We start from the raw sequence: 24,471 nt of genomic DNA, 5'->3' as shown, positions 1-24,471 counted from the left end.
AGAACGGCCATGTCTTCTTTCGCCACACCGGCCGCGCCGCAGCGCGGTGCGATGCTTAACCTCATCCGACGACTGCATTTTTATATCGGTCTGTTCGTCGCCCCTTTTATCTTGATTGCCGCCCTCACCGGCACGCTGTACGTTCTGACCCCGCAGCTCGAAAACGCGCTGTATCGGGACGCGCTGTTTACCCAGCCGCAGGGCCAGGCCAAACCGCTGGCCGGGCAGATCGCCGCCGCTCGCCGTCACGTCGGTCCCGAAGCGCGAATCTACGCCATCCGGCCTGCGCCGGAGGCGACGGATACCACGCGAGTGCAGTTCGTCGACCCCGCGCTCGGCGCCTCAGAGTCGCGGGCGATATTCGTGGATCCTTACACTCTGGCTATCCGGGGCGATATGGCGGTATACGGCACCTCCGGCGTATTGCCGCTGCGTACCTGGCTGGATAAGCTGCACAGCAGCCTGCTGCTGGGCGATCCGGGGCGCAATTACAGCGAGCTCGCCGCATCCTGGCTGTGGGTGGCCGCGCTGGGCGGCGTGGCGTTGTGGCTGGGCACGCGGCCTCGCCGCAAAGCCAGGCGCGTTAACGGCCGCTTCGCCGTCAGCCGGCATTGGCACATCACGCTCGGCATCGTGCTGCTGGCCGGGCTGCTTTTCTTCTCGGCGACGGGGTTAACCTGGTCGCAGTGGGCCGGCGGCAATATCGACGCCCTGCGCTCTGGCCTGGGCTGGCTGACGCCGCAGGTCAACACCAGCCTGCGTGACGATGCCGCCACGCCCGCCGATCCCCATGCGGAACATCGGGGGGCGGATATGGCCGGAATGGTGATGCCGGTCAACGCCGCGAACGGCGACTGGGAAAAGGCGCTGCAGGCCGCCCGCGCCGCCGGCATCGATGCCGCCAGGGTGGAATTGCGCCAGCCTAAAGGGGAAGGCAAGGCCTGGACGGTAAGCGAAGTGGATCGCAGCTGGCCCACCCAGGTTGACGCCGTGGCGCTGGCCCCCCGCCATTTTTCGGTTATCGATCAGGTCCGGTTCGATAAATTCCCTCTCATCGCCAAACTGACCCGCTGGGGGATTGACGCCCATATGGGCGTCTTGTTCGGCCTTGCCAACCAGCTGATGCTGGCCGCCTTTGGCCTTGGCCTGTGTGTGATGATCGGGTTGGGATACCGCATGTGGTGGCTACGCCGCCCTGCGGCGGGGGAAGCGAATCCGGTGCATACGCTGTTCGCCGCCTGGCTGGCGCTTTCGGGCGCGGGGCGTTGCGTTACGCTGCTGGTTGCGTTAACGCTGGGCTATGCTCTGCCGCTGATGGGCGGCAGCCTGCTGGCATTTATGTCGGCCGATGTTTTGCGCTGGCGCAGCGGGCGCGCCGCACCGTTATCCGCCCGGCAATCGGCGGCGCGCAAATTCCTGCTCGCCGTGGCGACCGTCGCCGTGATTATCGGCGGCATATTGGGCAAAGCCATCCTCGGCGGCATGGTTGATCAGTATCAGGTGCCGTTCGGCGACTGGAGCGCACAGATGTATGTGATGCAGAGCATGATGGTGCTGCTCTATACGTTGGTGTTTACCGGGCTGCTGTCGATACCCTTGTGGTATTTCTTCCTGGGAGAAAACCAAGCGCGGTAAGGCGGCGTTGTGGTATTGCGGATCCTTGCGCCGGCAGCTTGTCGCTGCCGGCGAGAGCCGGTCTTCAGCGGGCCAGCTCCACCCCGTCCAGTTCGGAGATCGCCAGGCAAATGACCTCGGTGACGGCATCCACCGTGTAGGCGGTGTTAGCCGGGATCATCAACATTTCATGAGACTGCAACGTTTGTTCGCCAATCTTGAGCTCACCGCTCAGAACCATCAGCTTGACCCAGCCCGGATGCAAGCGGGCTGATTGGTGGCTGCCCGCATCAAGTTTCAACAGCGCCGTATGTCCTTGCCCCTCACGTTTCAATATGTGGTAATGCACCCCAGCGTAAGGCATGTTCTCGTAGTGCAGTGACGCCAGCGTTCTTTTATGCATGATAGTTCCTCGTAACCTGTGAATGGGTGTTCCTCTCCCGGGGCGCGGCCAAGACGCAATATTGTCCTTACTGCCTGGCCGTCGCTGCCGAAAGCACATGCTCCGTCAACATCTTTGCAAACTGATTAAACTGGCCTCTGACGCACTGATGCGCTTGCCTGATTCAGAGCCTGCTAATAAATATATAGGACCTGCGCCATAGGCGCAAAAATCCCGTCGGCGAGATCCCTGCCCCATCCTGCCGCTGCGCGAAATCTGAGATAAATCGCCGCCAGAGATGCCGGCATTTTTTAATCAGGAGCCGGTATATCCAATACAAATATTACGTATATAACCCGGCTGTCGCGACGCGCCCGGGCCGACAAAACCGAATATTTATTTTCTATTTCTGTTATTTACGGAAAAAGTCCCCTCAAGAATAAAACAGATTAACTTCATGCTCGAACCGGCGGCGGGGAGGATTTTCGTGCCATGTTAAACAATTGTTATGTTTTAACGGGCGAACGAACGGTCAATAAATCAACAACCTATTGATTGCCATAGGAAAAATCTAAACAAATCAACACAAAATAAGCTATTGAGTCCCAGACTAAAAAGCCATATATTGGTCGCGTTTTTCACAGGGTAACTATTTTCTTAATTTTATTAATTCAATCAGGGCGTACTGATACCCCCGGTTGTAGGAGAGATATGATGACGGATAAAGTCCGTATTGACACTTTAGTTGCGAATTCATTAAATGGAAACAATGAAACCTATTTGGCAAGACAGGCCGAATTTGAGTCTAATGTCAGGAGTTATCCACGCAAACTGCCGTTGGCAATTGCGCAGGCTCAGGGCGTCTGGATCACTGATGTTGAGAATAATCAATATCTTGATTGCCTGGCTGGGGCGGGAACGCTGGCGCTTGGCCATAACCACCCTGACGTATTGCAAAGCATCCAAAATGTCATTACCAGCGGCTTGCCGTTACATACCCTTGATCTGACCACGCCGTTAAAAGATCAATTCTCCGATTACCTGCTCTCGCTGTTGCCAGGACAAGGCAAAGAGTATTGCCTGCAGTTCTGCGGCCCTTCCGGCGCCGATGCGGTTGAAGCCGCGCTGAAGCTCGCCAAAAAATACACCGGCCGTTCCGGCGTGATCAGCTTCTCCGGCGGCTACCACGGCATGACCCACGGCGCGCTGTCGGTCACCGGCAACCTATCGCCGAAAGAAGCGATCAACGGCATGATGCCGGAAGTGCAGTTTATGCCTTATCCGCACCTGTACCGCTGCCCGCTGGGCATCGGCGGCGAAGCGGGCGTCAAGGCATTGACCTACTACTTCGAAAACCTGATCAACGACGTCGAGAGCGGCGTGCGCAAACCTGCCGCGGTGATCCTGGAAGCGGTTCAGGGCGAAGGCGGCGTCAACCCGGCCCCGGCCGAGTGGCTGCAGCGCATTCGCAAAGTCACCCAGGAACACGGCATTTTGCTGATTATCGACGAAGTTCAGGCTGGTTTCGCCCGCACGGGCAAGCTGTTCGCCTTCGAGCACGCCGGCATTGAGCCAGACATCATCGTGATGTCCAAAGCGGTCGGCGGCGGCCTGCCGTTGGCGGTATTGGGCATCAAGAAGCAGTTCGACGCCTGGGAACCCGGCCACCACACCGGCACCTTCCGCGGCAACCAGCTGGCGATGGCCACCGGCCTGACCACGCTGAAGTACCTCAAGGAAAATCAGGTCGCCGATAAGGTCGCCGCCCAGGGCGAATGGCTGAAAGCCCGGCTGGCCGAGCTGCAGAAACGCTATCCGGTCATTGGCAACGTGCGCGGCCTGGGCCTGATGATCGGCATCGAGATCGTGAAGCCGAACGAAGCCCCGGACCACATGGGCAGCTACCCTGCCGACGGTGCGTTGTCCGCCTTGCTGCAGAAAAAATGCTTCGAAGCCGGTCTGATCCTCGAGCGCGGCGGCCGTAACGGCTGCGTGCTGCGTCTGCTGCCTTCGCTGCTGATCACCAACGACGAATTGGGTATTTTCCTGGATAAATTTGAACACGCCCTGTTAGCCGCAGGCATCAAACCGGTGTGATGGAGTAAGAGCTTAATGTCCAAGTTAAACCCTATTCTGGCGGCCTCGGCGCAAAGCACCGAGGCATACCAGCAGGCGATCGCCCAGAGCAGCCAGGCGGTGGTGCAGTGGCTGCAACAACCCGAAATGTATCAGGGGAAAACCGTTGCCGAACTGCGCGAACGCATCCAGCTGGATTTCAATCCGCAGGGCCTGGGCAACCAGGCGGCTATCGAACGCGCGATCGAGTACTTCCTGAAGGACAGCCTGTCGGTGCATCACCCGCAGTGCGTCGCGCACCTGCATTGCCCGAGCCTGGTCGTCAGCCAGGCCGCCGAAGTGCTGATCAACGCCACCAACCAGAGCATGGACTCCTGGGATCAAAGCCCCTCGGCCACCCTCATCGAGATGAAGCTGATCGAATGGCTGCGCACCCAGGTCGGTTATCAGCCTGGCGATGCCGGGGTGTTCACCAGCGGCGGAACCCAAAGCAACCTGATGGGCCTGATGCTGGCGCGCGACGCCTTCTTCGCGCGCCAGGGTCACTCTGTTCAGCAGGACGGTTTGGCGGGTGACCTGCGGAAGATTAAAGTGCTGTGCTCGGAAAACGCCCACTTCTCGGTGCAAAAGAACATGGCGCTGCTCGGCCTGGGGTATCAGTCCGTTACGCTGGTGAAAACCGATCAATTCGCGCGGATGGACCTGAACGATCTGGCCGAGAAAGTGGCGCAGGCGCAAGCCAATGGCGAACAGATCCTGGCGATCGTCGCCACCGCGGGCACCACCGACGCCGGCGCTATCGATCCGCTGCGCGCGATCGCCGCCCTGGCGGCGGAACACCAGATCTGGGTGCATGTGGATGCGGCCTGGGGCGGCGCGCTGCTGCTGTCTGAAAAATACCGCGACTACCTGGACGGCATTGAGCTGGTGGACTCCATTACGCTGGACTTCCACAAGCAATTCTTCCAGACCATCAGCTGCGGCGCCTTCCTGCTGAAAGAAGCCCGCCACTATGAGCTGATGCGCTATCAGGCGGCCTACCTGAACTCCGAGTTCGATGAAGCTCAGGGCGTACCGAACCTGGTCTCCAAATCGCTGCAGACCACCCGCCGCTTCGACGCCTTGAAGCTGTGGATGGGGCTGGAGGCGCTGGGCCAGAAGCAGTACGCCGAGATCATCGATCATGGCGTCACGCTGGCGCAACAGGTTGCGCGCTATATTGCCGATTGCCCGGCGCTGGAGCTGGTGATGCAGCCGCAGCTGGCCAGCGTGCTGTTCCGCTATCGTCCGCAGCGGCTGGACGTGTGCGGCAGTTCGGCGGTGGCGTTTGTCAACCAACGCATCGGCGATGCCCTGCTGGAATCCGGCCGCGCCAACGTCGGCGTGACCGAGTTCAACGGCGTCACCTGCCTGAAGATGACGTTGCTGAACCCGACGGTCACTCTGGAAGACATCAAGCTGCTGTTGGCGCTGGTCGAAACCACCGCCGAGCAGTTGCCGGCCGCGTAATCCCTCCGCGCTGCCCTGCTCTCTGGCTAAAAGCCGATACCCGCAGCGGGTATCGGCTTTTTTGTCGTAGCGGAAATATATCTATGCATAATAGATGACGGCAGGCACAGCATTTGCACTTATACCTTGCATCAGACGCCGCCCCAGGTTTTCTTTGGCTCAGGAGTCCGCGACATGGCTGAACCCGATCTTAACTTGCTGTTCGCTCTCGAGGCGTTGCTGACGGAGGCCAGCGTTGTCGGCGCTGCGCGGCGCCTCGGATTGAGCGCCTCGGCCATGAGCCGCACGCTCAGCCGCCTGCGCAATGTGACCGGCGATCCGCTGCTGGTGCGCGCCGGGCGCACTATGGTGCTGACTCCCTATGCCGAAGCGATACGCGAACGAACGCAAACCGCGGTGTTTGAAGCCCGCGGCGTGCTCCGCCCCGACGCCTCGGCATTGAGCCCGGCCGAGCTGGAACGCACGTTTATCCTGCGCACCAACGACGGCTTTGTGGAAGCCTTTGGCCCGGCGCTGATCGCCGCGGCGGCCAAAGCGGCGCCCCGGGTGCGGGTGCGTTTCGCCCCCAAACCGGAGAAAAGCTCAGCGCCGCTGCGCGCGGGCCAGGTCGATCTTGAAATCGGCGTGCTGGGCGATATGGGGCCGGAAATTCGCCTGCAGGCGTTGTTCAGAGACCGGTTCGTCGGCGTGGTCAGAAAGGGGCATCCGTTGATGGCGGAGGCGGAGATCGCCGCCGGGCGCTATGCCGGCTGCGGGCACGTTGTCGCTTCGCGCAGCGGCAGAATAACCGGGCCGGTGGACGAGGCGCTCGCTGAGCTGGGGTTGCAGCGCAACATCGCCGCCGTAGTGCCGAGCTTTCCCGCTGCGCTGGCCGTGGCTCAGGCTTCGGATCTGGTGGCGTTGGTGCCCGCCTCTTTCCTGCGCCATCAGCCGTCAGACCGGATCTGGGTATTTGAGCTGCCGGTAAAAACGCGGGGAATTACCGTTTCACAGATGTGGCATCCGCGCGTGGAGGCCGATCCCGCTCATCGCTGGCTGCGCCAGCTGGTGCTGGACGTTTGTCGCCCGCAGCACCGTTAATCGCCGTCACCTTGCCCGATGCCGGACAGCGCCCATTTCACAACGGAACATCGCTATGAATACCCTGACTACCGCCCCTCTTGCCCCCTTGCTGAAACGTCTGTTTGCCCAGGCGAAGGCAACCTCGCCGGCCTCCGGTTATCTGTCTACGCCGTTTGCAGAGGACGTTGAGCTGTCGATGCGGCTGGGCTGAAACGCCGGGGTTAAGGGTTGCCCGCCGTCAGCCGATCGGCGAACATAATGGAAATTCTGCCTGACGCGGTGCGACTTTCTATGCCACTCCCTCTCCAGCCCGTCTTTGACGGGCACAACGATCTGCTGCTTAAGCTGTGGCTGGAACATGCCGCCGACCCGGTCGACGCCTTTTATTCCCGGGTGGAAAACGGCCACCTGGATTTTCCGCGCATGCGGCGCGGCGGTTTCTTCGGCGGCCTGTTCGCGGTGTTCATTCCGCCGGCGAGCTATATCGCCCAGATCAGGAACCAGCCCGAGTCCGAGGTGCTGGCGGACTACGATCCCCTCGCCATCACCGAAGCGCAGATCGCCATCATGCATCGGCTGGCGCAGGCCTCCGAGGGGCGACTGCGCATTTGCCGCACGGTGAAGGACATCGAAAGCTGCCGGGTCAACCGGCAGATCGCCGCGGTGCTGCATATCGAGGGCGCCGGCGCGCTGGATCCCGCGCTTTCGCGCCTCGAGCATTTTCATGCGCTGGGCGTGCGCAGCATCGGGCCGTTCTGGAACCTGCCGAACGCCTTCGGCGAAGGCGTCAGTGGGCCGTTCCCCGGTTCACCCGACACCGGCGCCGGCATGACGCCGGCCGGCAAAGCGCTGATCCGCGCCTGCAACCAACGCCGCATCATGATCGACGTTTCGCACATGAACGAGAAAAGCTTCTGGCAAACTGCGGCGCTGAGCGATGCGCCGCTGGTCGCCACCCACTCCAATGCCCACGCGCTGTGCCCGCAGCCGCGCAATCTGACCGACGCGCAGTTGAACGCCATCGCCCGAAGCGCAGGGTTTGTCGGGGTTAACTTCGGCACCGCCTTCCTGCGCGCCGACGGCAAGCGTGACAGTGCAACGACCTCGTTGACAGAAATTGTTAAACACGTTGAGTATTTGATCGCTAAACTTGGTGAAGATCGCGTGGGCTTTGGCTCCGACTTCGACGGCGTCAACGTTCCGCAGACGCTGGGCGATGTCGGCGGGTTACCGCAGCTGATGCAGGCGCTGTCGCAGGCCGGATTCGACCGGCGGATGCTGGAAAAGCTGGCCTGGCGCAACTGGCTCGGCGTGCTGGCGGCCACCTGGGGCGAATAAACTTTTACCCTTTAAAGGTTGCGAACTCCATCACATTTCGTCAACATCGGCGCGCCGGATGCGATCGCGTCTCATTCGGCACGATATACCACGATTCACACAACAGGAGCACTGCTTATGACCACCTGGACTAAACCTGAGTTTGTTGACCTGCGCTTGGGCCTGGAAGTGACGCTGTACATTTCCAACCGTTAATCGCCCGTCCGCCCGCCTTTCGTGCGGGCGTTTCTTTCCTTACTTTTCCTGGTTTCTACATGCAGATAAAAGTTCTCGGCTCCGCTGCGGGCGGTGGTTTCCCCCAGTGGAATTGCAACTGCAAAAACTGTCAGGGCGTGCGCGACAACAGCATCAAAGCCTCGCGCCGGACGCAGTCCTCCATCGCCGTCAGCGACGACGGTAAAAACTGGGTGCTGTGCAACGTCTCACCGGACATTTGCCACCAGCTGCTCGCTTCGCCCGAATTGAATAACCCCGACGTGCTGCGCGGCACCGGCATCGGTTCGATCATCCTGACCGACAGCCAGATCGACCACAGCGCGGGCTTACTCAATTTGCGTGAGGGATGCCCGCACCAGGTCTGGTGCACCGCTGAAGTGCATGACGATCTCAGCAGCGGCTTCCCGCTGTTCACCATGCTGTCCCATTGGAACGGCGGCCTGGTCCATCATCCGGTCACGCCGCTGGCGCCCTTCCAGGTGGCGGTATGCCCGAGCCTGCGTTTTACCGCCATTCCGCTGTTGAGCAATGCGCCGCCTTACTCCCGCTATCGCCACCGGCCGCTGCCGGGCCATAACGTCGCGCTGTTCATTGAAGACGCCGCGCGCGGCAGCAACCTGTTGTATGCCCCGGGGCTGGGCGAGCCGGACGAGGCGCTGTTGCCCTGGCTGCAGCGCGCCGACTGCCTGCTGATCGACGGCACCCTGTGGCGCGATAACGAGCTGGCCAACGCCGGCGTCGGCCGCAATACCGGCAAAGACATGGGGCATCTGGCGCTGGCGGAAGAACAGGGGTTGGCGGCATTGCTCGGCACCCTGCCGGCCAAACGCAAAATCCTGATCCACATAAACAACACCAACCCGATCCTCGATGAAGACTCCGCGGAGCGTCAAAGCCTGACCGACGCCGGCATAGAAGTGAGTTGGGACGGGATGAACATCGAACTGTAGGTATTGACCATGACAACACAACCATCCCCCCTCTCCGCGCAGGCGTTCGAAGCGGCGCTGCGGGCCAAGGGCGCCTATTATCATATTCATCATCCGTATCACATCGCGATGCACAACGGCGAGTCGACGCCCGAGCAGATCCAGGGCTGGGTCGCCAACCGGTTTTATTACCAGACCAACATCCCGATCAAGGACGCGGCGATCATGGCCAACTGCCCGCAGCCGGAAACCCGCCGCAAATGGGTGCAGCGCATTCTGGATCACGACGGCTACGGCGGCAGCGAAGGCGGCATCGAAGCCTGGCTGCGCCTCGGCGAGGCGGTGGGCCTGAAACGCGAAACCCTGCTATCCGAGGAGCTGGTGCTGCCGGGCGTGCGTTTCGCGGTGGACGCCTACGTTAACTTTGCCCGCCGCGCCTGCTGGCAGGAGGCGGCCTGCAGCTCGCTGACCGAGCTGTTCGCTCCGCAGATCCACCAGTCGCGTCTCGACAGCTGGCCGCAGCACTACCCGTGGATCGATGCGGCGGGCTACGACTATTTCCGCAGCCGCCTCGGCCAGGCCAACCGCGACGTGGAACATGGGTTGGCGCTGGCGCTGGAGTATTGCGACAGCGTGGAAAAACAGCAGCGCATGCTCGAGATCCTGCAGTTCAAGCTGGATATTCTGTGGAGCATGCTGGACGCCATGAGCATGGCCTATACCCTGAACCGCCCCCCGTACCACAGCGTGACCGCCGCGCGGGTATGGCACAACCAGAGGCTGGTGTGATGACCCTCGATCCTGAACAAACCCCGGTCTTCCGTCGCGGCTATCGCCTGCAGTGGGAGCAGGTGCAAAACAGCCACGTGATCCTTTATCCGGAAGGCATGGCTAAACTGAACGAAAGCGCCGCCCTCATTTTGCAACAGGTGGACGGCAAGGCAACGTTGAATGACATCATCGGCCAGCTGAACGCCCGCTTCCCGGGGGCGGAAGGGCTGGCGGAGGACGTGCTGGAGTTTTTCCAACGCGCCTACGAGCAAAAATGGGTGATCTTCCGTGACTGAACCAAGCGCAACGCCGGCGGTGAATCCCCCGCTTTGGCTGCTGGCGGAGCTGACTTACCGCTGCCCGCTGCAGTGCCCCTACTGTTCCAACCCGCTCGACTTCGCCGCGCAGGAGCAAGAGCTGACCACCGAACAGTGGATTGAGGTGTTCCGCCAGGCGCGGGCGATGGGCAGCGTGCAGCTGGGCTTCTCCGGCGGCGAGCCGCTGGTGCGCAAGGATTTGCCGGAACTGATCGCCGCCGCCCGCGACCTCGGTTTTTACACCAATCTGATCACCTCCGGCATCGGCCTGACCGAGAAAAAGCTGCAGACCTTCGCCGACGCCGGGCTGGATCATATCCAGATCAGCTTCCAGGCCAGCGACGAAACGCTGAACGCCGCGCTGGCGGGCTCCGCCAAGGCGTTCCAGCAAAAGCTGGCGATGGCCAAAGCGGTCAAGGCGCTCGGTTATCCGATGGTGCTCAACTTCGTGCTGCACCGGCATAACATCGATCAGATCGACCGCATCATCGAGCTGGCCATTCAGCTGGACGCCGACGACGTCGAACTGGCGACCTGTCAGTTCTACGGCTGGGCGCACCTCAACCGCGAGGGGCTGTTGCCGACCCGCGAGCAAATCGCCCGGGCGGAAGAGGTGGTGAAGCGCTACCGCGAAAAAATGGCCGACGGCGGCAATCTGGCCAACCTGCTGTTCGTTACCCCCGACTACTATGAGGAACGGCCAAAAGGCTGCATGGGCGGCTGGGGCGCCATTTTCCTGAGCGTGACGCCGGAAGGCATGGCGCTGCCCTGCCACAGCGCCCGCCAACTGCCGGTGAAGTTCCCGTCGGTGCTGGAGCACGACCTGCAGCATATCTGGTATCACTCCTTCGGCTTTAACCGCTACCGCGGCTATGACTGGATGCCGGAGCCCTGCCGTTCCTGCTCAGAGAAAGAAAAAGACTACGGCGGCTGCCGCTGCCAGGCCTTTATGCTGACCGGAGACGCCGACAACGCCGATCCGGTGTGCTCCAAATCCGCGCATCACGGCACCATCCTGGCGGCGCGCGAGGCGGCAAACCGCACGCAGATCGGCATCGACCAGCTGCGTTTCCGCAACCGGGTCAACTCCCAACTGATTTTCAAGGGCTAAGGCATGTCGCGAAGCACCGCAACGCTGCGCCTCGATAACGGGCTGCGGGTCCGGCTGATCGGCGATCCGCAAGCCGGCCGTGCCGCGGCGCTGATGCGCATCGAGGTCGGCAGCCTGGACGAACCGCCCACCTGGCCGGGCCTGGCGCACCTGCTGGAGCACCTGCTGTTTCGCGGCAGCGAGGGCTTTGCCGCCGAGGAAGGCCTGATGCGCTGGGCGCCCGCCCACGGCGGGCGGCTGAACGCCACCACCCAGGCGACCCAGACCGCCTTCTTCTTTGAGGTGGACGCCGAATGGCTTGAGGCGGGCGTGGCGCGCTTGATCGATATGCTCGGCGCCCCGCTGCTGGCGGCCGAGGCGGCGGACCGGGAGGCCGAAGTGATCGACGCCGAATACCGCTTGCTGCGCGCGGATGCCGAAACCCGCTGTGAGGCCGCGCAGCGCCAGGCGTTTAGCGGCATTGACGGCCTGCATCGTTTCCATATCGGCAGCCGCGCCGCCTTTGGCGCCGATGCGGCGGCCCTGCGGCGCGCGCTGCGGCAGTTCCATCGGCAAGGCTACCGCGCCGCCGGCATGACGCTGTGGCTGCAGGGGCCGCAGCCGTTGCCGCAGCTGGCCGCCATCGCCCGGCGATTCGCCGGGGGCATCCTGGGCGGTCCGGTTACGCCCCGCGCGCCGCAGCCGCCGTTGACCGCCCGGGGAGATTATCGCCTTGGCCTGGCCGGCGCGCCGCAGCTGCGCCTGACCCTGGCGTTGAATCGCGCCCCCTGCCGCGGCGCGCTGCGGCTGCTGGAGAGCTTGCTGCTGGATGAAGCCCCCGGCGGTTTGTTGGCCTGGCTGCGTGCGCAGGAGCTTTGCGATGCGGTACGCCTGACGCATGAGCGCTGCGGCGATGAACGCTGGCTGCTGAGCTGGATCTTTACCGTCAATCGGGGCACCGCCGATGAGGCGGCGACCCTCGAGCGCGCGCTGTTCGGTTGGCTGCACCAGCTGGCGGGCCTCGGTGACGCGCCGCTGGCGCATTATCGCCAATTGGCGAATCGGGCTTTCGACCGCCTGGCGCCGCTAGAACAGCTGAGGGAACGGGCCTTTGGCCTGCCGCCGGTGGAACACACCGTCGGCTGGGCGCAGCAACTCTCGGCGCTGCTCACCGCCCCGCTGAGCCGTTTGACGGTGCGCCCAGAGCCTGGCGCCGCGTCCCGCGAGGTTCAGGGGCTGCCTTTGTCGCTCACGGCGTTGGAAACGGCGCCGCAGCCGCCGAACGACGTGCCCCGCTTCCATTTCTTCTCGCCGTCGGCCACGCCGCCGCAAGCGCCACAGCTGCCGCAGGAGCGCGCGCCGCTGCGCCATCGGCTAGCCGGAGCACCGCGGCCGGTATTGCTGCTGCGGCCGGTGCCGCAGGCGCCCTTCAGCGACGAGCAGGGTTATCGCCTGCAGGCGGCGCTGCGCACCACGGCGGCGACGCTGGCGCACCGGCACGGCCAACTGAGCATTGAGCGCTTCCAGGGCGTGTGGCAGCTGCAGCTCGCCGGAGATGATGCCCTGATGTGTCACGGCATGAGCGCCATCAATCGCGCGCTGTCGGCGCTTTCGCCCGCCGTGCTGCACGATGCCGCGCGAACCTTGCGGCGGGAGCGGCTGCGCGAACAGGGCGACATCGCCATTCGCCGGCTGCTGGCGCAGCTGCCGGCGGCCTTGAGCGCCACGCCGGCGGCGCTGAGCTGGCGCGCCACGCTGATCGGCGGCCATGCGCCCTTGCAGTCGTCGCTGTCCCGGCTACTGAGCGACTTCCCCTACCCGATCACCGCCGCGCCGCAGGCGATGCGCGGCCACGCCCCGGTCAGGCTGTCGGAAAGCGGCGACGAAAGCGCGCTGCTGTTATTTTTCCCGCTGCCGGAAATCACCGCGTCGGGGCGCCTGGCGCTGCGATTGTTGGCGCAGCTGTACGCGCCGCATTATTTCCAGCGGCTGCGCGTCGAACGGAATATCGGTTACGTGGTGCAATGCGCCTTCCACCGCTGTGCGGACATCGAAGGTATTTTCTTTGGGTTGCAGTCACCCCGGTTTACCCTCGAGCAACTGCATCGGTTCACCCTCGAGTTTCTGCAGGATATGACCGCGACGCTGGCCTCATTAAACACGACCCAGTGGGATCGGGCCAGACAGACCCTGATGCAGAGCCTGCGCCAACGCAGTGACGACCCCATGCGGCGGGCGCGTGAAACCGTGCTTGAAAACAGCGAGTTAGAAGCGGAATTAGCGCAATTTTCCCGCGAGGCGCTGCAGTTTTGGCAGCGCAGGATTTTCACTTCCCGCTAAAAGTCACAACAATTCTTTCCGGCAGCAACATATCCTTAACCACCTAACGAATCAAATGGTACAATCTGCGGCATTCATCGTTTGATTGCCGTTTGCCGCCTTTCTCATTTCCGGAAAGAAGGCCAAACGGCTATTACACTTGGTAAACCAAAAGCCAGAAACATTATTTTCGGAGAGTGCCAGAATATGTCTGATTCAACTACCCGGCCGGGTATAAAACGTAAGCTATGGTGTTGCCTGCTGGGGATCATCCTTGCGGCTACCGGCCTGTTCTTCGCCATCGCCGGCGGAAAACTGGTTTCGCTGGGCGGCAGCAGCTACTTCCTGATCGCCGGTATCGTCACCCTGCTGTCGGCCATTCAATTCTTCCGCGGCAAATCCTCCGCGGTGTGGCTCTACCTGCTGGTGTTTATCGGCACCCTGATTTGGTCGGTGCTCGACGCCGGCTTTGATTTCTGGCCGCTGGTATCGCGCCTGATGGTGCCGACCGGCCTGATGCTGCTGGCCTTCCTGACCTGGCCCGCGCTGCGCAAGCCGGAAGGCAAAGCGCCGCTGGCCAAGCCGTCTTACCTGCTGGCCGCCGTGCTGGCCGTCGGCATGGTCGGCACCTTCTACCAGATGTTCCAGCCGCACCCGACCGTCGCTTTCAGCGGCCAGCCGCTGCCGCTGATCCCGGTAGATAAAGCCAAACAGCAAAAAGACTGGGACAACTACGGCAATACCCCGGGCGGCAGCCGCTTCGTGGCGCTGGACCAGATCACCCGCGATAACGTGAAAGATCTGAAGGTGGCCTGGACCTTCCATACCGGCGACACCCCGCTCAGCCCGGACGGCAACGGCGCCGAAGACCAACAAACGCCGCTGCAGATCGGCAACCGCATCTTCCTGTGTACCCCGCACAACAACGTGATCGCCGTCGACGCCGACAGCGGCAAAGCGATCTGGAAGCGCGAAATCAACGCCAAATCCCAGGTCTGGAACCGCTGCCGCGGCCTGGCCTATTTCGACGTCAACAAGCCGCTGCCTGAGCCGACCGTGCCGGGTTCCACCCCTGCCGCGCCGGTGGCGCTGGCCGCAGGCGACAGCTGCCAGCGCCGCATTCTGATGAACACCATCGACGCGCGCCTGGTGGCTATCAACGCCGACAACGGCGAGTTCTGCCAGAACTTCGGCCGCCAGGGCGTGGTCGATCTGAAGGCCGGCCTGGGCGACGCCGCCGATCCGAAATATCAGCTGACCTCGGCGCCGACGCTGGCCGGCACCACCGTGGTGGTCGGTGGCCGCGTGGCCGATAACGTGCAAACCGACATGCCTGGCGGCGTGCTGCGCGGCTTCAACGTGATCACCGGCGAAATGCGCTGGGCGTTCGACCCGGGCAATCAGCAGCCGAATGCGGCGCTGAAGCCGGGCCAGACCTTTGTGCGCAGCACCCCGAACTCGTGGGCGCCGATGTCCTACGATCCGGCGATGAACACCGTATTCCTGCCGATGGGCAGCTCCTCCGTCGACCTGTGGGGCGCCAACCGCAACGCGCTGGATCATAAATACGGCGCTTCCATCCTGGCGCTCGACGCCACCACCGGTAAGGAAAAATGGGTTTACCAGACCGTGCATAACGATCTGTGGGACTTCGACCTGCCGATGCAGCCAAGCCTGATCGACTTCCCGATGAAGGACGGCACCACCAAGCCTGCGCTGGTGATCGGCGCCAAAACCGGCCAAATCTTCGTGCTGGATCGCCACACCGGCAAGCCGCTGACCGAAGTGAAAGAGCTGCCGGTGAAAACCCGCAACATTCCTAACGAACAGTATTCCTCCACCCAGCCGTTCTCGGTGGGCATGCCGTCGATTGGCGCGGACAAGCTGACCGAGTCCGACATGTGGGGCGCCACGCCGTTCGATCAGCTCATGTGCCGCATCAGCTTCAAATCGATGCGCTACGACGGGCTGTTCACCGCACCGGACACCGACGTTTCCCTCAGCTTCCCGGGCTCGCTCGGCGGCATGAACTGGGGCGGTCTTTCCACCGACCCGAACAACCATTACATCTTCGCCAATGACATGCGCCTCGGCCTGTGGGTGCAGATGATCCCGCAGAAAACCGACGCCAATACGCCGGCCAGCAACGGCGGCGAATCGGTCAATACCGGCATGGGCGCGGTGCCGCTGAAAGGCACGCCGTATGCGGTCAACAAAAACCGCTTCATGTCGCCGCTGGGCATTCCATGCCAGAAGCCGCCGTTCGGCACCCTCTCCGCCATCGATCTGAAAACCCAGAAGGTGGTGTGGCAGGTTCCGGCCGGCACGGTGCAGGATACCGGGCCGTTCGGCATCAAGATGCGCGCGCCGATGCCGGTCGGCATGCCGACGCTGGGCGGCACCCTGGCGACCCAGGGCGGCCTGGTGTTTATCGCCGGCACGCAGGACTATTACCTGCGCGCGTTTGACTCGTCAACCGGCAAGGAAGTGTGGAAAGCGCGTCTGCCGGTCGGCAGCGGCGGCACGCCGATGAGCTATGTCTCACCGACCACCGGCAAGCAGTATGTGCTGATCTCCGCCGGCGGCGCCCGCCAGTCGCCGGATCGCGGCGATTACGTCATCGCCTACGCGCTGGATAAATAACCTTAGCGCTACCATCGCCAAGCCCCCGTCGCCACCATGGGGGCTTAATGATATGGTCACCCCCACCCTGTGAGCGGTACGCTGACAGGGTGTTTTTCTTTCTGAAGGGGATCATAATGCAAAACGTTACGCTCATCGGTATCGACCCCGGCAAGCGCTCGTTTCATGTCCATGCTCAGGATAAAAGCCGGGCATGCTTTACTGCGTAAGAAGTTTTCCTGTACGCAGCTAGCTGGGTTGGCGGCGCGCTGCCAATAGCCGAATTCGTTCCAAGAAATCCTTTGTCGTTGTTCCCCATAGCTCCGGCACAACATCGTTCCCCCAGCGCGAAATAAACTCATCATCAAGCGTATCAGGGTATGCAGCTTCAAATTCAGCCACATCTGCAATCAGCGTATTGATCTGTGATGGAGGATTGTCCTTAAGATAGAAGTCCATGACACCTGAACCTGAAAGGGTCGTTGCTCCAGTGATTTCATAGCTATCCTGCCCGAAATAAATTTGTATCAGATGCTCGAGTGCGGAAAAGTTACCCATTATTTTCATGGTGCGATCTCAAAAAGTGGGGTAGGCAGTGAGGATGTAATAGGGTTTGCCGTGGAAGACTTCAAAGCGTATTACAACCCTAAGGTTCGACAACTCCGCCTGCAAGCCCCAGCCCGCCAAACAGGCGATTGCTTAAGGTTTCCCCCTCAGTGACGTTTTTGTCTGACATTGCCGCTGCCAGTTGAACCGGCGAAAATACAACCCTTAAACCTTCCTCTTTTGCCATATTATATCCATCCATTAGATTGGTTTAATAGCTCACATAAATAACATGGTAGGGATTTTATGATAAGTATGAAATTACGATTCTAAGACATCCCCGCCCAGGCGTTATAGGAGTGCACAGAAAGGCCAGCTCGGCATCGATCTGTGGCGCGGCAGCGCCAACGCGCCCGTGCCAATGAGCATGCCGGCGACTGAGGCACCATTTTCCCCTCCTCCGTTTCCTCTTCTCCAGCCCCGACGTTGCCTTTCCCGCTCATCATGTTTTTTCCAAGATTAGTTATTTAATTTTGTTAGTTCACAGACTTACCCCCATCAGAGATAGTGCAGTGACCGCCTCGCAATATAATAATGAAGGTAATTAACATAATGATATATAGCAAAAAACTGGCAATCATCGCGGCGCTGTTGGGCTTTTCGGCCGTGGTTGACGCCGCGCCGGGCGTCGATATCGTGGCGAACGAAACCCCCATCCATACGGTGAAAAACGCCGACGCCGTCGCCAAGATCCCCGCCGGATTCAAATTTGTCGAGCCCGGCACGCTGACGGTGGCGATCTCGCTGCTAGGCAGCGGGCCGCCGTTCGGGCTCTACGCCCGCGACAACAAAACGGTGATCGGCAGCGAATCGGACATTGCGCGGCTGGTGGCCGATGGCCTGGGGCTGAAGCTCAAACTGGTGCCGACCTCGTGGGAGGACTGGCCATTGGGGGTGAGTTCCGGTAAGTACGACGCGGCCATCTATAACATCACCGTGACCAACGAGCGCAAAACCAGGTTCGATTTCGCCACTTACCGCCAGGATACGCTGGGCTTCTACGTGAAAAGCGACAGCAAAATCACCGCGATAACTTCGGCGCCGGACATCGCCGGCAAGAAGATTATCGTCGACTCCGGCACCAACCAGGAGGCGGTGCTGCTGGCCTGGGATAAAGAAAACCGCGCCAAGGGCCTGGCGCCGCTGCAGCCGGTGTATGTTACCGACAAAGCGGCGTCCACGCTGGCCATTCAGTCCGGCCGCGCCGACGCCACCTTCGGGCCGAACGTTTCCGGCGCCTACCAGGCCAAGCTGACCGGCAAAACCCGCCTGGTGGGCATCGTGCCGGGCGGCTGGCCGAAAACCGCCAACATCGCCGTCACGCTGAAGAAAGGCAATGGGCTGGCGGCGGCGGTGCAGGCCTCGCTCAACGGCGCCATCGCCAACGGCAGCTACCTGCAGGTGCTGGAGCGCTGGGCCGAAAGCGACGAGAAAATTGCGCATTCGGAAATCAATCCGCCGGGGCTGGGGGACTGAGGCGAAAGAAAAGCCCCGCCTGGCGGGGCTGGTTGCGGCATAGCTAAGGGCTGGCGGCGGCGAACTGCGCCAAATTGGCCTGGGTGATGGTTTTATACGGCACCCACAGGTAAGGCTCGGTCGGCTGTTTGTCCAACAGCGCTTTGGTTACCTTAACCGCGCCGATCGCCTGTCCTTTGGCGTCCTGGAAGATGGTCAGCGCCATGCCGCCGTTTTTGATAAACTGCAGGCCGTCCGGCGTGCCGTCGATGCCGGCCACCAAAATGTTTTTATTCTTCGCCTGGTTGAGCGCCATGATGGCGCCGATGGCCATTTCGTCGTTGTTGGCGGCGATGGCGTCGATCGGGCTGCCGTTGAGCAGCCAGCCGGAGACCACATCCACCGCTTCGTTGCGTTGCCAGCGCGCGCTCTGTTTCTCCAGCACCTTCATGTCCTTATATTTGGCGATCACCGCCTCCACCGCCCGGGTGCGTTCGCGCGCCTCTTCGTTGGACAACGCGCCCATCAGGATCGCCACGTTGCCGCGGTAGTTCATGCGCTTCGCCAGCGCCTCCATCTGCATTTCTCCGCCCACCGCGGAGTCGGAGCCGACGTAGGCCATCTCCTGCTCCAGCTTCACCTCCGGCTTGCGGTTAACGAAGATCAGCGGAATGTCGGCCCGTTTGGCCGCCGCCATCATCGGCTGCACGCCCTGGGTATCCACCGGGTTGAGGATGATGGCGTCGACGCCGAGGTTGATGAAGTCTTCCACCTGCTGCACCTGCAGCGCCACGTCGCCTTTGGCGTCGACAAACTGGCCGTCCATTTGCTGCTGTTTCAGTTCGTCGGCCATTTGCGTACGCAGGATGGAGACGAAGTTAAGATCGAAATTAGCCAGCGCCACCCCGACGCGATAGCTCTTCGCCTCGGCGCCGAAGCTGATGGCGATACTCAACATTATCCACAGTAGGGTTTTGATTTTCATAACGATGTCCCGTTTGTTATCACGTTGTTATTGTTATGCCGGGCACAGGCGCATGCCCGGCGTCACGCTGGCTTACAGGGTGAAATGCTCGCGGAACTGCCGCAGCGCTTCGGTGCTGTCGCCGGCGGCCCAGCCCTCCAGCGCCACCACGCCCCGGTAGTCCATCTCCGCCAGCGCGCGGGCGATGGCGCGGTAGTTGATTTCCCCGGTGCCGGGTTGGCGGCGCCCCGGCACGTCGGCCACCTGGATCTCGCCGATCGCCGGGCCGCAGCGCCGCATCAGCGCGATCAGGTTGCCTTCGCCAATTTGCGCATGGTACAGGTCGAGATTCATCTTCAGCCCCGGGCTGCCGACCGCTTCAACCAACGCCAGCGTATCGCTGGCCCGGGCGAACGGCGTGCCCGGATGGTCGACCTCGAGGTTGAGGTTTTCCAGCGTAAACACCCGCCCGCTGCGTTCACCCCACTGCGCCAGCCGCCGCAGGGTGTCTGCCGCCTGCAGCCACATTGCGCCGCTCACCCGTTCGACCGGCCGCACCGGCACCCCCTTCCCGTCCAGCCCGGTGCCGTGCAGGTTGAGGTTGGGGCAGTTCAGCCGCTGCGCCACCGCCAGCGAGGCTTCCGCGCTCTGCAGCAGTTCGGCGATCCGATCGTCATCGGTCAGGTTGCCGCCGAGATAGCCGGTCATCGAGGTGAAGCGCGCTCCGGTAGCCGCCAGGGCATCGATGTCCTTATCGGCCCAGCCCCAGATTTCAACGCCAAATCCCAATTCGGCGATGCGCTGTACCCGTTCGACGAACGGCAGCTCGAGAAACACCATCTCGGCGCACACCGAGAGCTGATAACCGGCCATCAGCGCCCCCCCAGCCGCACCGGGCTGCCCTGTTGAACCGACTCGATGCAGGCCAGCGCAATTTCCAGCGCGTTGCGCGCATCCTGCCCGGTGGCGCGCGGCCGCTCGCCCTGCCTAATGCAACGGGCGAACGCCGCCAGCTCGGCCGCGTAGGCCTCGCGCAACAGGTCGGTGTCCTGCCGCGAGGTGTCGATGGCGATGCCGCCGGCGTGATAGCGCACGCAGTTGTTGAGGTTGATGTTGCCGGCCTGCAGCATTCCCTTGCTGCCGAACACCTCGCCGCGCACGTCGTAACCGTATACCGCCTGGAAGCTGGCTTCGGCGGTGGCGATGGCGCCGTTATCGAAACGGATCGTCACCACCGCGGTATCGAGCAGCCCGCGCGCCTTGAAGTCCGGCCGCACCAGCGCATCCGCCAGCGCGTAGACCTCCACCGGGCGGCTGCCGGGGTTGAAATGCAGCAGCGTATCGAAATCGTGGATCAGCGTTTCGAGGAAAATGGTCCACGGCGGGATCGGCGTGGGGTCGCGCAGCTGCGGATCGCGCGTTACCGAGCGGGATAACTGCGTCACGCCGTTCTCGCCGCTCTCGATCGCGGCGATCGCGGCGGCGAAGCCGCCGACAAACCGACGGTTAAAACCGACCTGCAACACCACGCCCGCCCGTTCGGCGGCGGCGATGGCCCGATCGGCCTCCTCCAGCGTGATGGCCATCGGCTTTTCACAGAACACGTGTTTGCCGGCCTGCGCGGCGGCGATCACCCATTCCGCATGGGTGCGCGCCGGGGCGGCGATGACCACCGCGTCAATCTCAGGATCATCCAGCAGGTTCTGCAGGTCGCCGTAGGCTTTGGCCACGCCCAGCCGCGCCGCCAGATCCGGCGCGGCGCCGGGCATCGGGTCGGCCACCGCGGCCAGCACGGCGCCCGGTACCCGCCAGGCCAGCGACTCGGCGTGAAAACTGCCCATGCGGCCGGCGCCGATCAGCCCGACGCGTACATTGTTGCTTAGCTCACTCATAAGATCTCCCGTTGGTGGTTATGGCGTTGATAGGTGTTCGCCCTGGAGCTATTGCAAGGCGGATGCCAACGGCACTGGCCGGGATTCTGTGAGACGTTGCACAAATAGCGGCGACAAAATGGAAACAAAATGGACATGTCAACTTTGCATGTCCATAAAATGAACATTCCAATTCGTACCGGAGAACCAGATGGACGCCGCGGGACTCAAACCCATCAAAGACGAAAGCGACCCGATCTTCAGCCTGCCCGAGGGCGCGGAGGCCGCTGAGTGGGACAACCTGCTCTGGCAAGGCTGGCGCGCCTTTAACGCCGGGGAGCGGCCGGGTTGGATACGCGCCTCCATCCTGAGTTCCTGGCAGCGTTCGCGCCAACGGGGCATCGATCCCGACGACTTCGTCTATTGCGCCCCGCCCGCCGACGCGCTGGCGGCGATCCTGGCGGCCAACGCCGACCTGATCGCCGTGGCGCGCAGCGTGATGGAAAACCTGCTGGCCTATAACCCGGACGGCCACATCAACCTCACCGACGCCGACGGCGTCACCCTGCATTACTGCGGCGCCGACATCACGCCGGTCGGCAGCATCCTGCGCGAAGAGGTTCAGGGCACCAACTGCACCGCTCGCTGCCTGCTGGAACAACGGCTGGTCTACGTGTTGAGCGGCGAAAACTGGAAGATTGGCCTGCGTCAGCGCCACCGCCAGTGCGCCGCGGCGCCGGTGCGCAATACCGAGGGAGCGATGATCGGCGTGCTGACGTTGACCGCCACGCCGGACAACTTCAACGCCCATACGCTCGGCACCGTGCAGGCGGCGGCGGAGGCCATCGGCCAACAGCTGCAGCTGCGGCGGCTATTGGCCGAGCAACAGTCGATTTTGGAAACCCTGAATGAAGGGGTGATCGTCTGCGACGCCGCCGGGCGGCTGACCATCGTCAACCGCTATGCGCGCCAGATTTTCGGCGATCTGGAGCCCGGCGGCGGGCATATCGATGCGCTGTTGCGGCCGCAGTCCGCTTCGCTGCTGACCATGCCGTTCTGCAACGATCGCGAGATGACGTTCTGCCCCGACGGCAAACGCCCCCTTTCCTGCCTGATTTCGCTGATGCCGGCACCGGACAACGGCCGGGTGCTGTCGCTGCGCGAAGACCGACGCATCCGCGCCATCACCCGCCGCGTGATGGGCGTCAGCGCCAGCTACACCTTCGAAATGATCCGCGGCCATTCCCCCGCCATTCAGCAGGCGATCGCCCAGGCGCGCACCAGCAGCCGCAGCCACAGCACGGTGCTGCTGCGCGGCGAAAGCGGTACCGGCAAAGAGCTGTTCGCGCAGGCGATCCACAACGCCAGCGCGCGCAGCGGCGAGCCTTTTGTCGCGGTCAACTGCGGCGCGCTGCCGCGCGATTTGGTGCAGAGCGAGCTGTTCGGCTATGTCGACGGCGCCTTCACCGGCTCCCGTCGCGGCGGCTCGGCCGGCAAGTTCGAACTGGCGGACGGCGGCACGCTGCTGCTGGACGAGATCGGCGAAATGCCGCTGGAGGCGCAAACCAGCCTGCTGCGCGTGCTGCAGGAAAACGAAGTGCTGCGCATCGGCGCCGCGCAGCCGGTGAAGGTGGACGTGCGCATCGTGGCGGCCACCCACTGCGATCTGGCGCTGGCGGTGGAGAGCGGCGCGTTTCGCCGCGATCTGTATTACCGGCTGAACGTGATCTCCATCGCCATCCCGCCGCTGCGCGAGCGCCAGGACGACATCGCCGGGCTGATCACCGGCTTTATTCGGCAGCTGTGCGCGCGCATGAAGAAAATCCCGCCGCAGGTATCGCCGGCGGCGATGGCGCGCCTGCAGGCCTGGCGCTGGCCCGGCAACGTGCGCGAGCTGGAAAATCTGGTGGAGCGGATGGTCAATCTGTGCGAGGGACTGCTCATTGACGTCGAGGATTTGCCGGCCGAGATGATCGCCGCTACGCCGCCGCTGCCGGCCGCGCCCGCGCTGCGGTTGGAAGACAGCGAGCGGGCGCATATTCTGCAGGCCATCGAGGCGCACGCCGGCAATCTGCGCCGCGCCGCCGATCAGCTCGGGCTGTCGCGCACCACGCTGTACAACAAAATTAACCGCTGGCGCATCGATGTGCGCCAGTTCCGGCAGTAACCCCGCTCGGCGGGGTTATTCCAGATAAAACACCGGCTCCAGCGTTTCGCTCAGCGGGCTGTTGTCGGGGTTGCCGGGCATCAGCTCGCGCATCGAGAGCCACCAGCGCCGGCAAACGTCGGTGTCGGCCACCGCCTGCCAGCGCGCCTCGGACTCGATCTCCACCACCGCGAACAGCAAATGACGCCGCGCATCGAGAAAAATACTGTAGCGATGCGCGCCGTGCTGCTTCAGGGTTTGCGCCAGCTCCGGCCAGATGGCGGCGTGGCGCTGCCGATACGCCGCGTGCGCGTGCGGGTACACCGGCATCACGAAGGCCTTGCGGATCATAACGCTCGTTCCGCGTCCAGCGCCGCCTGCCACGGCGTCACTTCAAACCGTTTCCCCAGCGCAATCAGCTGCGGCGTGCTGATGGTCTGCCGCATGCCGCCCATCGACAGCACCTTGACCAGCACCTGCGCCGACTTCTCGGCGGTGTCGATCAGGCCGAAGGCGTCGTCCAGCGACGGGCCGCTGGCGAAAATGCCGTGGAACGGCCACAGCACCAGCGTGTGGCTGCGCATCTGTCGCGCGGTCTGCTCGCCGATGCCGTCGGTGCCGGGCACCATCCAGGGCACGATGCCGACGCCGTGCGGGAACACCACCAGGCATTCGGTGCTGCCCTCCCACAGCAGGCGGGTAAAGCTGGCGGCGTCCAACTCCAGCACGTAGCTGAGGGCGATCAAATGGGTGGCGTGGCAGTGCATGATCACCCGATCGGCGCCGTCGGTCAGCGTTTTGCGCACGCAGTGCGACTGGAAGTGCGACGCCAGCTCGGAGGTCGGCAAACCGCCGTGGCTCAAGCCCCAGTGAATGCTGTAGGCGTGGCCGTCTTCGCTGACCCGCAGCAGCGCCAGGCTGTCGGCGGGATCGAGCTGCACGTTGCGGAAAAACTTGCCCGAGCCGGTGACCAGAAACCAGCAGTTGGCCAGTTCGACGGCCGGCTGGCTCAGCTCGACCCGGCGCGGCTGCGGGGTGAAATCGCCCTGATACGGCCGCACTTCTTCGTCCAGCAAGCGCAGGCTGATATTGCCGCCGTTGCGTTCATCCCAGCCCTTCAGCCACATGTCGGCGGTGGCTTTCACCATGCCCTGCACAAACCATGAAGAAAGAATACCTTGCAT

Annotated in this window: 22 protein-coding genes and 2 pseudogenes; 16 read left to right on the top strand and 8 right to left on the bottom strand. The window is 62.7% G+C overall.

The window, feature by feature from the left end; genetic code table 11:
• Nucleotides 1–9 precede the first annotated feature (9 nt).
• Nucleotides 10–1,635, top strand: a complete 1,626-nt coding sequence (locus CKW09_RS12440; protein WP_061795297.1) for a DUF2534 family protein — start codon at nt 10–12, stop codon at nt 1,633–1,635.
• 64 nt (nt 1,636–1,699) lie between these two features.
• Here the strand turns inward: CKW09_RS12440 and CKW09_RS12435 are convergent, their stop codons facing one another.
• Nucleotides 1,700–2,017, bottom strand: a complete 318-nt coding sequence (locus CKW09_RS12435; protein WP_061795298.1) for a cupin domain-containing protein — start codon at nt 2,015–2,017, stop codon at nt 1,700–1,702.
• A 693-nt stretch (nt 2,018–2,710) separates the two neighbouring features.
• Between CKW09_RS12435 and CKW09_RS12430 the strand changes: the two genes are divergently transcribed.
• The 13 genes and pseudogenes from CKW09_RS12430 to CKW09_RS12375 form a co-directional block, all read left to right on the top strand.
• Nucleotides 2,711–4,093 (top strand): diaminobutyrate--2-oxoglutarate transaminase, encoded by a 1,383-nt coding sequence (locus CKW09_RS12430; RefSeq protein WP_061795377.1) that lies wholly within the window; start codon nt 2,711–2,713, stop codon nt 4,091–4,093.
• A gap of 15 nt (nt 4,094–4,108) precedes the next feature.
• Nucleotides 4,109–5,581 carry a pyridoxal phosphate-dependent decarboxylase family protein gene (locus CKW09_RS12425; protein WP_061795299.1) on the top strand — a complete coding sequence of 491 codons (1,473 nt, stop codon included), beginning with the start codon at nt 4,109–4,111 and terminating at the stop codon, nt 5,579–5,581.
• Between the two features lie 174 nt (nt 5,582–5,755).
• A complete protein-coding gene (locus CKW09_RS12420; RefSeq protein ID WP_095097538.1) occupies nt 5,756–6,661 on the top strand; it encodes a LysR family transcriptional regulator in 906 nt (301 codons plus the stop codon).
• A 55-nt stretch (nt 6,662–6,716) separates the two neighbouring features.
• On the top strand, nt 6,717–6,854 hold the full coding sequence (locus CKW09_RS24795; RefSeq protein ID WP_197701090.1) for a hypothetical protein: 138 nt from the start codon (nt 6,717–6,719) through the stop codon (nt 6,852–6,854).
• Between the two features lie 80 nt (nt 6,855–6,934).
• A complete protein-coding gene (locus CKW09_RS12415; RefSeq protein ID WP_181907834.1) occupies nt 6,935–7,981 on the top strand; it encodes a dipeptidase in 1,047 nt (348 codons plus the stop codon).
• Between the two features lie 117 nt (nt 7,982–8,098).
• On the top strand, nt 8,099–8,176 hold the full coding sequence (gene pqqA, locus CKW09_RS12410) for a pyrroloquinoline quinone precursor peptide PqqA (protein WP_004937827.1): 78 nt from the start codon (nt 8,099–8,101) through the stop codon (nt 8,174–8,176).
• A gap of 59 nt (nt 8,177–8,235) precedes the next feature.
• Nucleotides 8,236–9,147: a pyrroloquinoline quinone biosynthesis protein PqqB gene (gene pqqB, locus CKW09_RS12405; RefSeq protein ID WP_061795302.1), complete on the top strand. Its 912-nt coding sequence runs from the start codon at nt 8,236–8,238 to the stop codon at nt 9,145–9,147.
• Nucleotides 9,148–9,156: 9 nt separating this feature from the next.
• Complete coding sequence (gene pqqC, locus CKW09_RS12400; RefSeq protein WP_095097532.1) at nt 9,157–9,915, top strand: pyrroloquinoline-quinone synthase PqqC; 759 nt, start codon at nt 9,157–9,159, stop codon at nt 9,913–9,915.
• Nucleotides 9,915–10,193: a pyrroloquinoline quinone biosynthesis peptide chaperone PqqD gene (pqqD, locus tag CKW09_RS12395; protein ID WP_061795304.1), complete on the top strand. Its 279-nt coding sequence runs from the start codon at nt 9,915–9,917 to the stop codon at nt 10,191–10,193. Before pqqC ends, pqqD begins: the two co-directional genes overlap by 1 nt.
• Complete coding sequence (gene pqqE / locus CKW09_RS12390; protein WP_095097529.1) at nt 10,186–11,325, top strand: pyrroloquinoline quinone biosynthesis protein PqqE; 1,140 nt, start codon at nt 10,186–10,188, stop codon at nt 11,323–11,325. Before pqqD ends, pqqE begins: the two co-directional genes overlap by 8 nt.
• Before the next feature lie 3 nt (nt 11,326–11,328).
• On the top strand, nt 11,329–13,644 hold the full coding sequence (gene pqqF / locus CKW09_RS12385; protein WP_095097526.1) for a pyrroloquinoline quinone biosynthesis protein PqqF: 2,316 nt from the start codon (nt 11,329–11,331) through the stop codon (nt 13,642–13,644).
• A 186-nt stretch (nt 13,645–13,830) separates the two neighbouring features.
• Entirely contained in the window at nt 13,831–16,266 is a 2,436-nt protein-coding gene (locus CKW09_RS12380) for a glucose/quinate/shikimate family membrane-bound PQQ-dependent dehydrogenase (protein WP_061795307.1), read from the top strand.
• Nucleotides 16,267–16,382: 116 nt separating this feature from the next.
• Nucleotides 16,383–16,518: pseudogene (locus CKW09_RS12375) on the top strand (IS110 family transposase); the annotation flags it as partial.
• On the opposite strand, the gene CKW09_RS12370 reads toward CKW09_RS12375, so the two are convergent.
• Nucleotides 16,495–16,803: a contact-dependent growth inhibition system immunity protein gene (locus tag CKW09_RS12370; protein WP_167387245.1), complete on the bottom strand. Its 309-nt coding sequence runs from the start codon at nt 16,801–16,803 to the stop codon at nt 16,495–16,497. The pseudogene CKW09_RS12375 and the gene CKW09_RS12370 overlap by 24 nt on opposite strands.
• Before the next feature lie 94 nt (nt 16,804–16,897).
• Nucleotides 16,898–17,038 (bottom strand): annotated as a pseudogene (locus CKW09_RS24725) (RNase A-like domain-containing protein); the annotation flags it as partial.
• 365 nt (nt 17,039–17,403) lie between these two features.
• Here CKW09_RS24725 and CKW09_RS12365 point away from each other — a divergent pair.
• Nucleotides 17,404–18,327 (top strand): ABC transporter substrate-binding protein, encoded by a 924-nt coding sequence (locus CKW09_RS12365; RefSeq protein WP_095097520.1) that lies wholly within the window; start codon nt 17,404–17,406, stop codon nt 18,325–18,327.
• Nucleotides 18,328–18,370: 43 nt separating this feature from the next.
• On the opposite strand, the gene CKW09_RS12360 is transcribed toward CKW09_RS12365, so the two are convergent.
• The 3 genes from CKW09_RS12360 to CKW09_RS12350 form a co-directional block, all read right to left on the bottom strand.
• On the bottom strand, nt 18,371–19,291 hold the full coding sequence (locus CKW09_RS12360) for a substrate-binding domain-containing protein (protein WP_061795309.1): 921 nt from the start codon (nt 19,289–19,291) through the stop codon (nt 18,371–18,373).
• Between the two features lie 72 nt (nt 19,292–19,363).
• Entirely contained in the window at nt 19,364–20,143 is a 780-nt protein-coding gene (locus CKW09_RS12355) for a TIM barrel protein (protein ID WP_061795310.1), read from the bottom strand.
• Nucleotides 20,143–21,162 carry a Gfo/Idh/MocA family oxidoreductase gene (locus CKW09_RS12350; protein ID WP_061795311.1) on the bottom strand — a complete coding sequence of 340 codons (1,020 nt, stop codon included), beginning with the start codon at nt 21,160–21,162 and terminating at the stop codon, nt 20,143–20,145. Before CKW09_RS12350 ends, CKW09_RS12355 begins: the two co-directional genes overlap by 1 nt.
• A gap of 190 nt (nt 21,163–21,352) precedes the next feature.
• On the opposite strand from CKW09_RS12350, the gene CKW09_RS12345 reads away from it, so the two are divergent.
• Nucleotides 21,353–23,308 carry a sigma-54-dependent Fis family transcriptional regulator gene (locus CKW09_RS12345; RefSeq protein WP_061795312.1) on the top strand — a complete coding sequence of 652 codons (1,956 nt, stop codon included), beginning with the start codon at nt 21,353–21,355 and terminating at the stop codon, nt 23,306–23,308.
• Nucleotides 23,309–23,323: 15 nt separating this feature from the next.
• Here CKW09_RS12345 and rhaM read toward each other — a convergent pair whose 3' ends face one another.
• Together rhaM and rhaD are read right to left on the bottom strand one after the other, a co-directional pair.
• Nucleotides 23,324–23,638 (bottom strand): L-rhamnose mutarotase, encoded by a 315-nt coding sequence (gene rhaM / locus CKW09_RS12340; RefSeq protein WP_061795313.1) that lies wholly within the window; start codon nt 23,636–23,638, stop codon nt 23,324–23,326.
• The gene (gene rhaD / locus CKW09_RS12335; RefSeq protein WP_061795314.1) at nt 23,635–24,471 is read right to left on the bottom strand and encodes a rhamnulose-1-phosphate aldolase; all 837 of its coding nucleotides are present in this window, start codon (nt 24,469–24,471) and stop codon (nt 23,635–23,637) included. The genes rhaM and rhaD overlap by 4 nt, the downstream gene beginning before the upstream one ends.

The sequence above is a fragment of the Serratia ficaria genome, from assembly GCF_900187015.1.
GTDB classification, from domain to species: domain Bacteria; phylum Pseudomonadota; class Gammaproteobacteria; order Enterobacterales; family Enterobacteriaceae; genus Serratia; species Serratia ficaria.
This window is presented reverse-complemented; position numbering and strand designations above follow the sequence as displayed.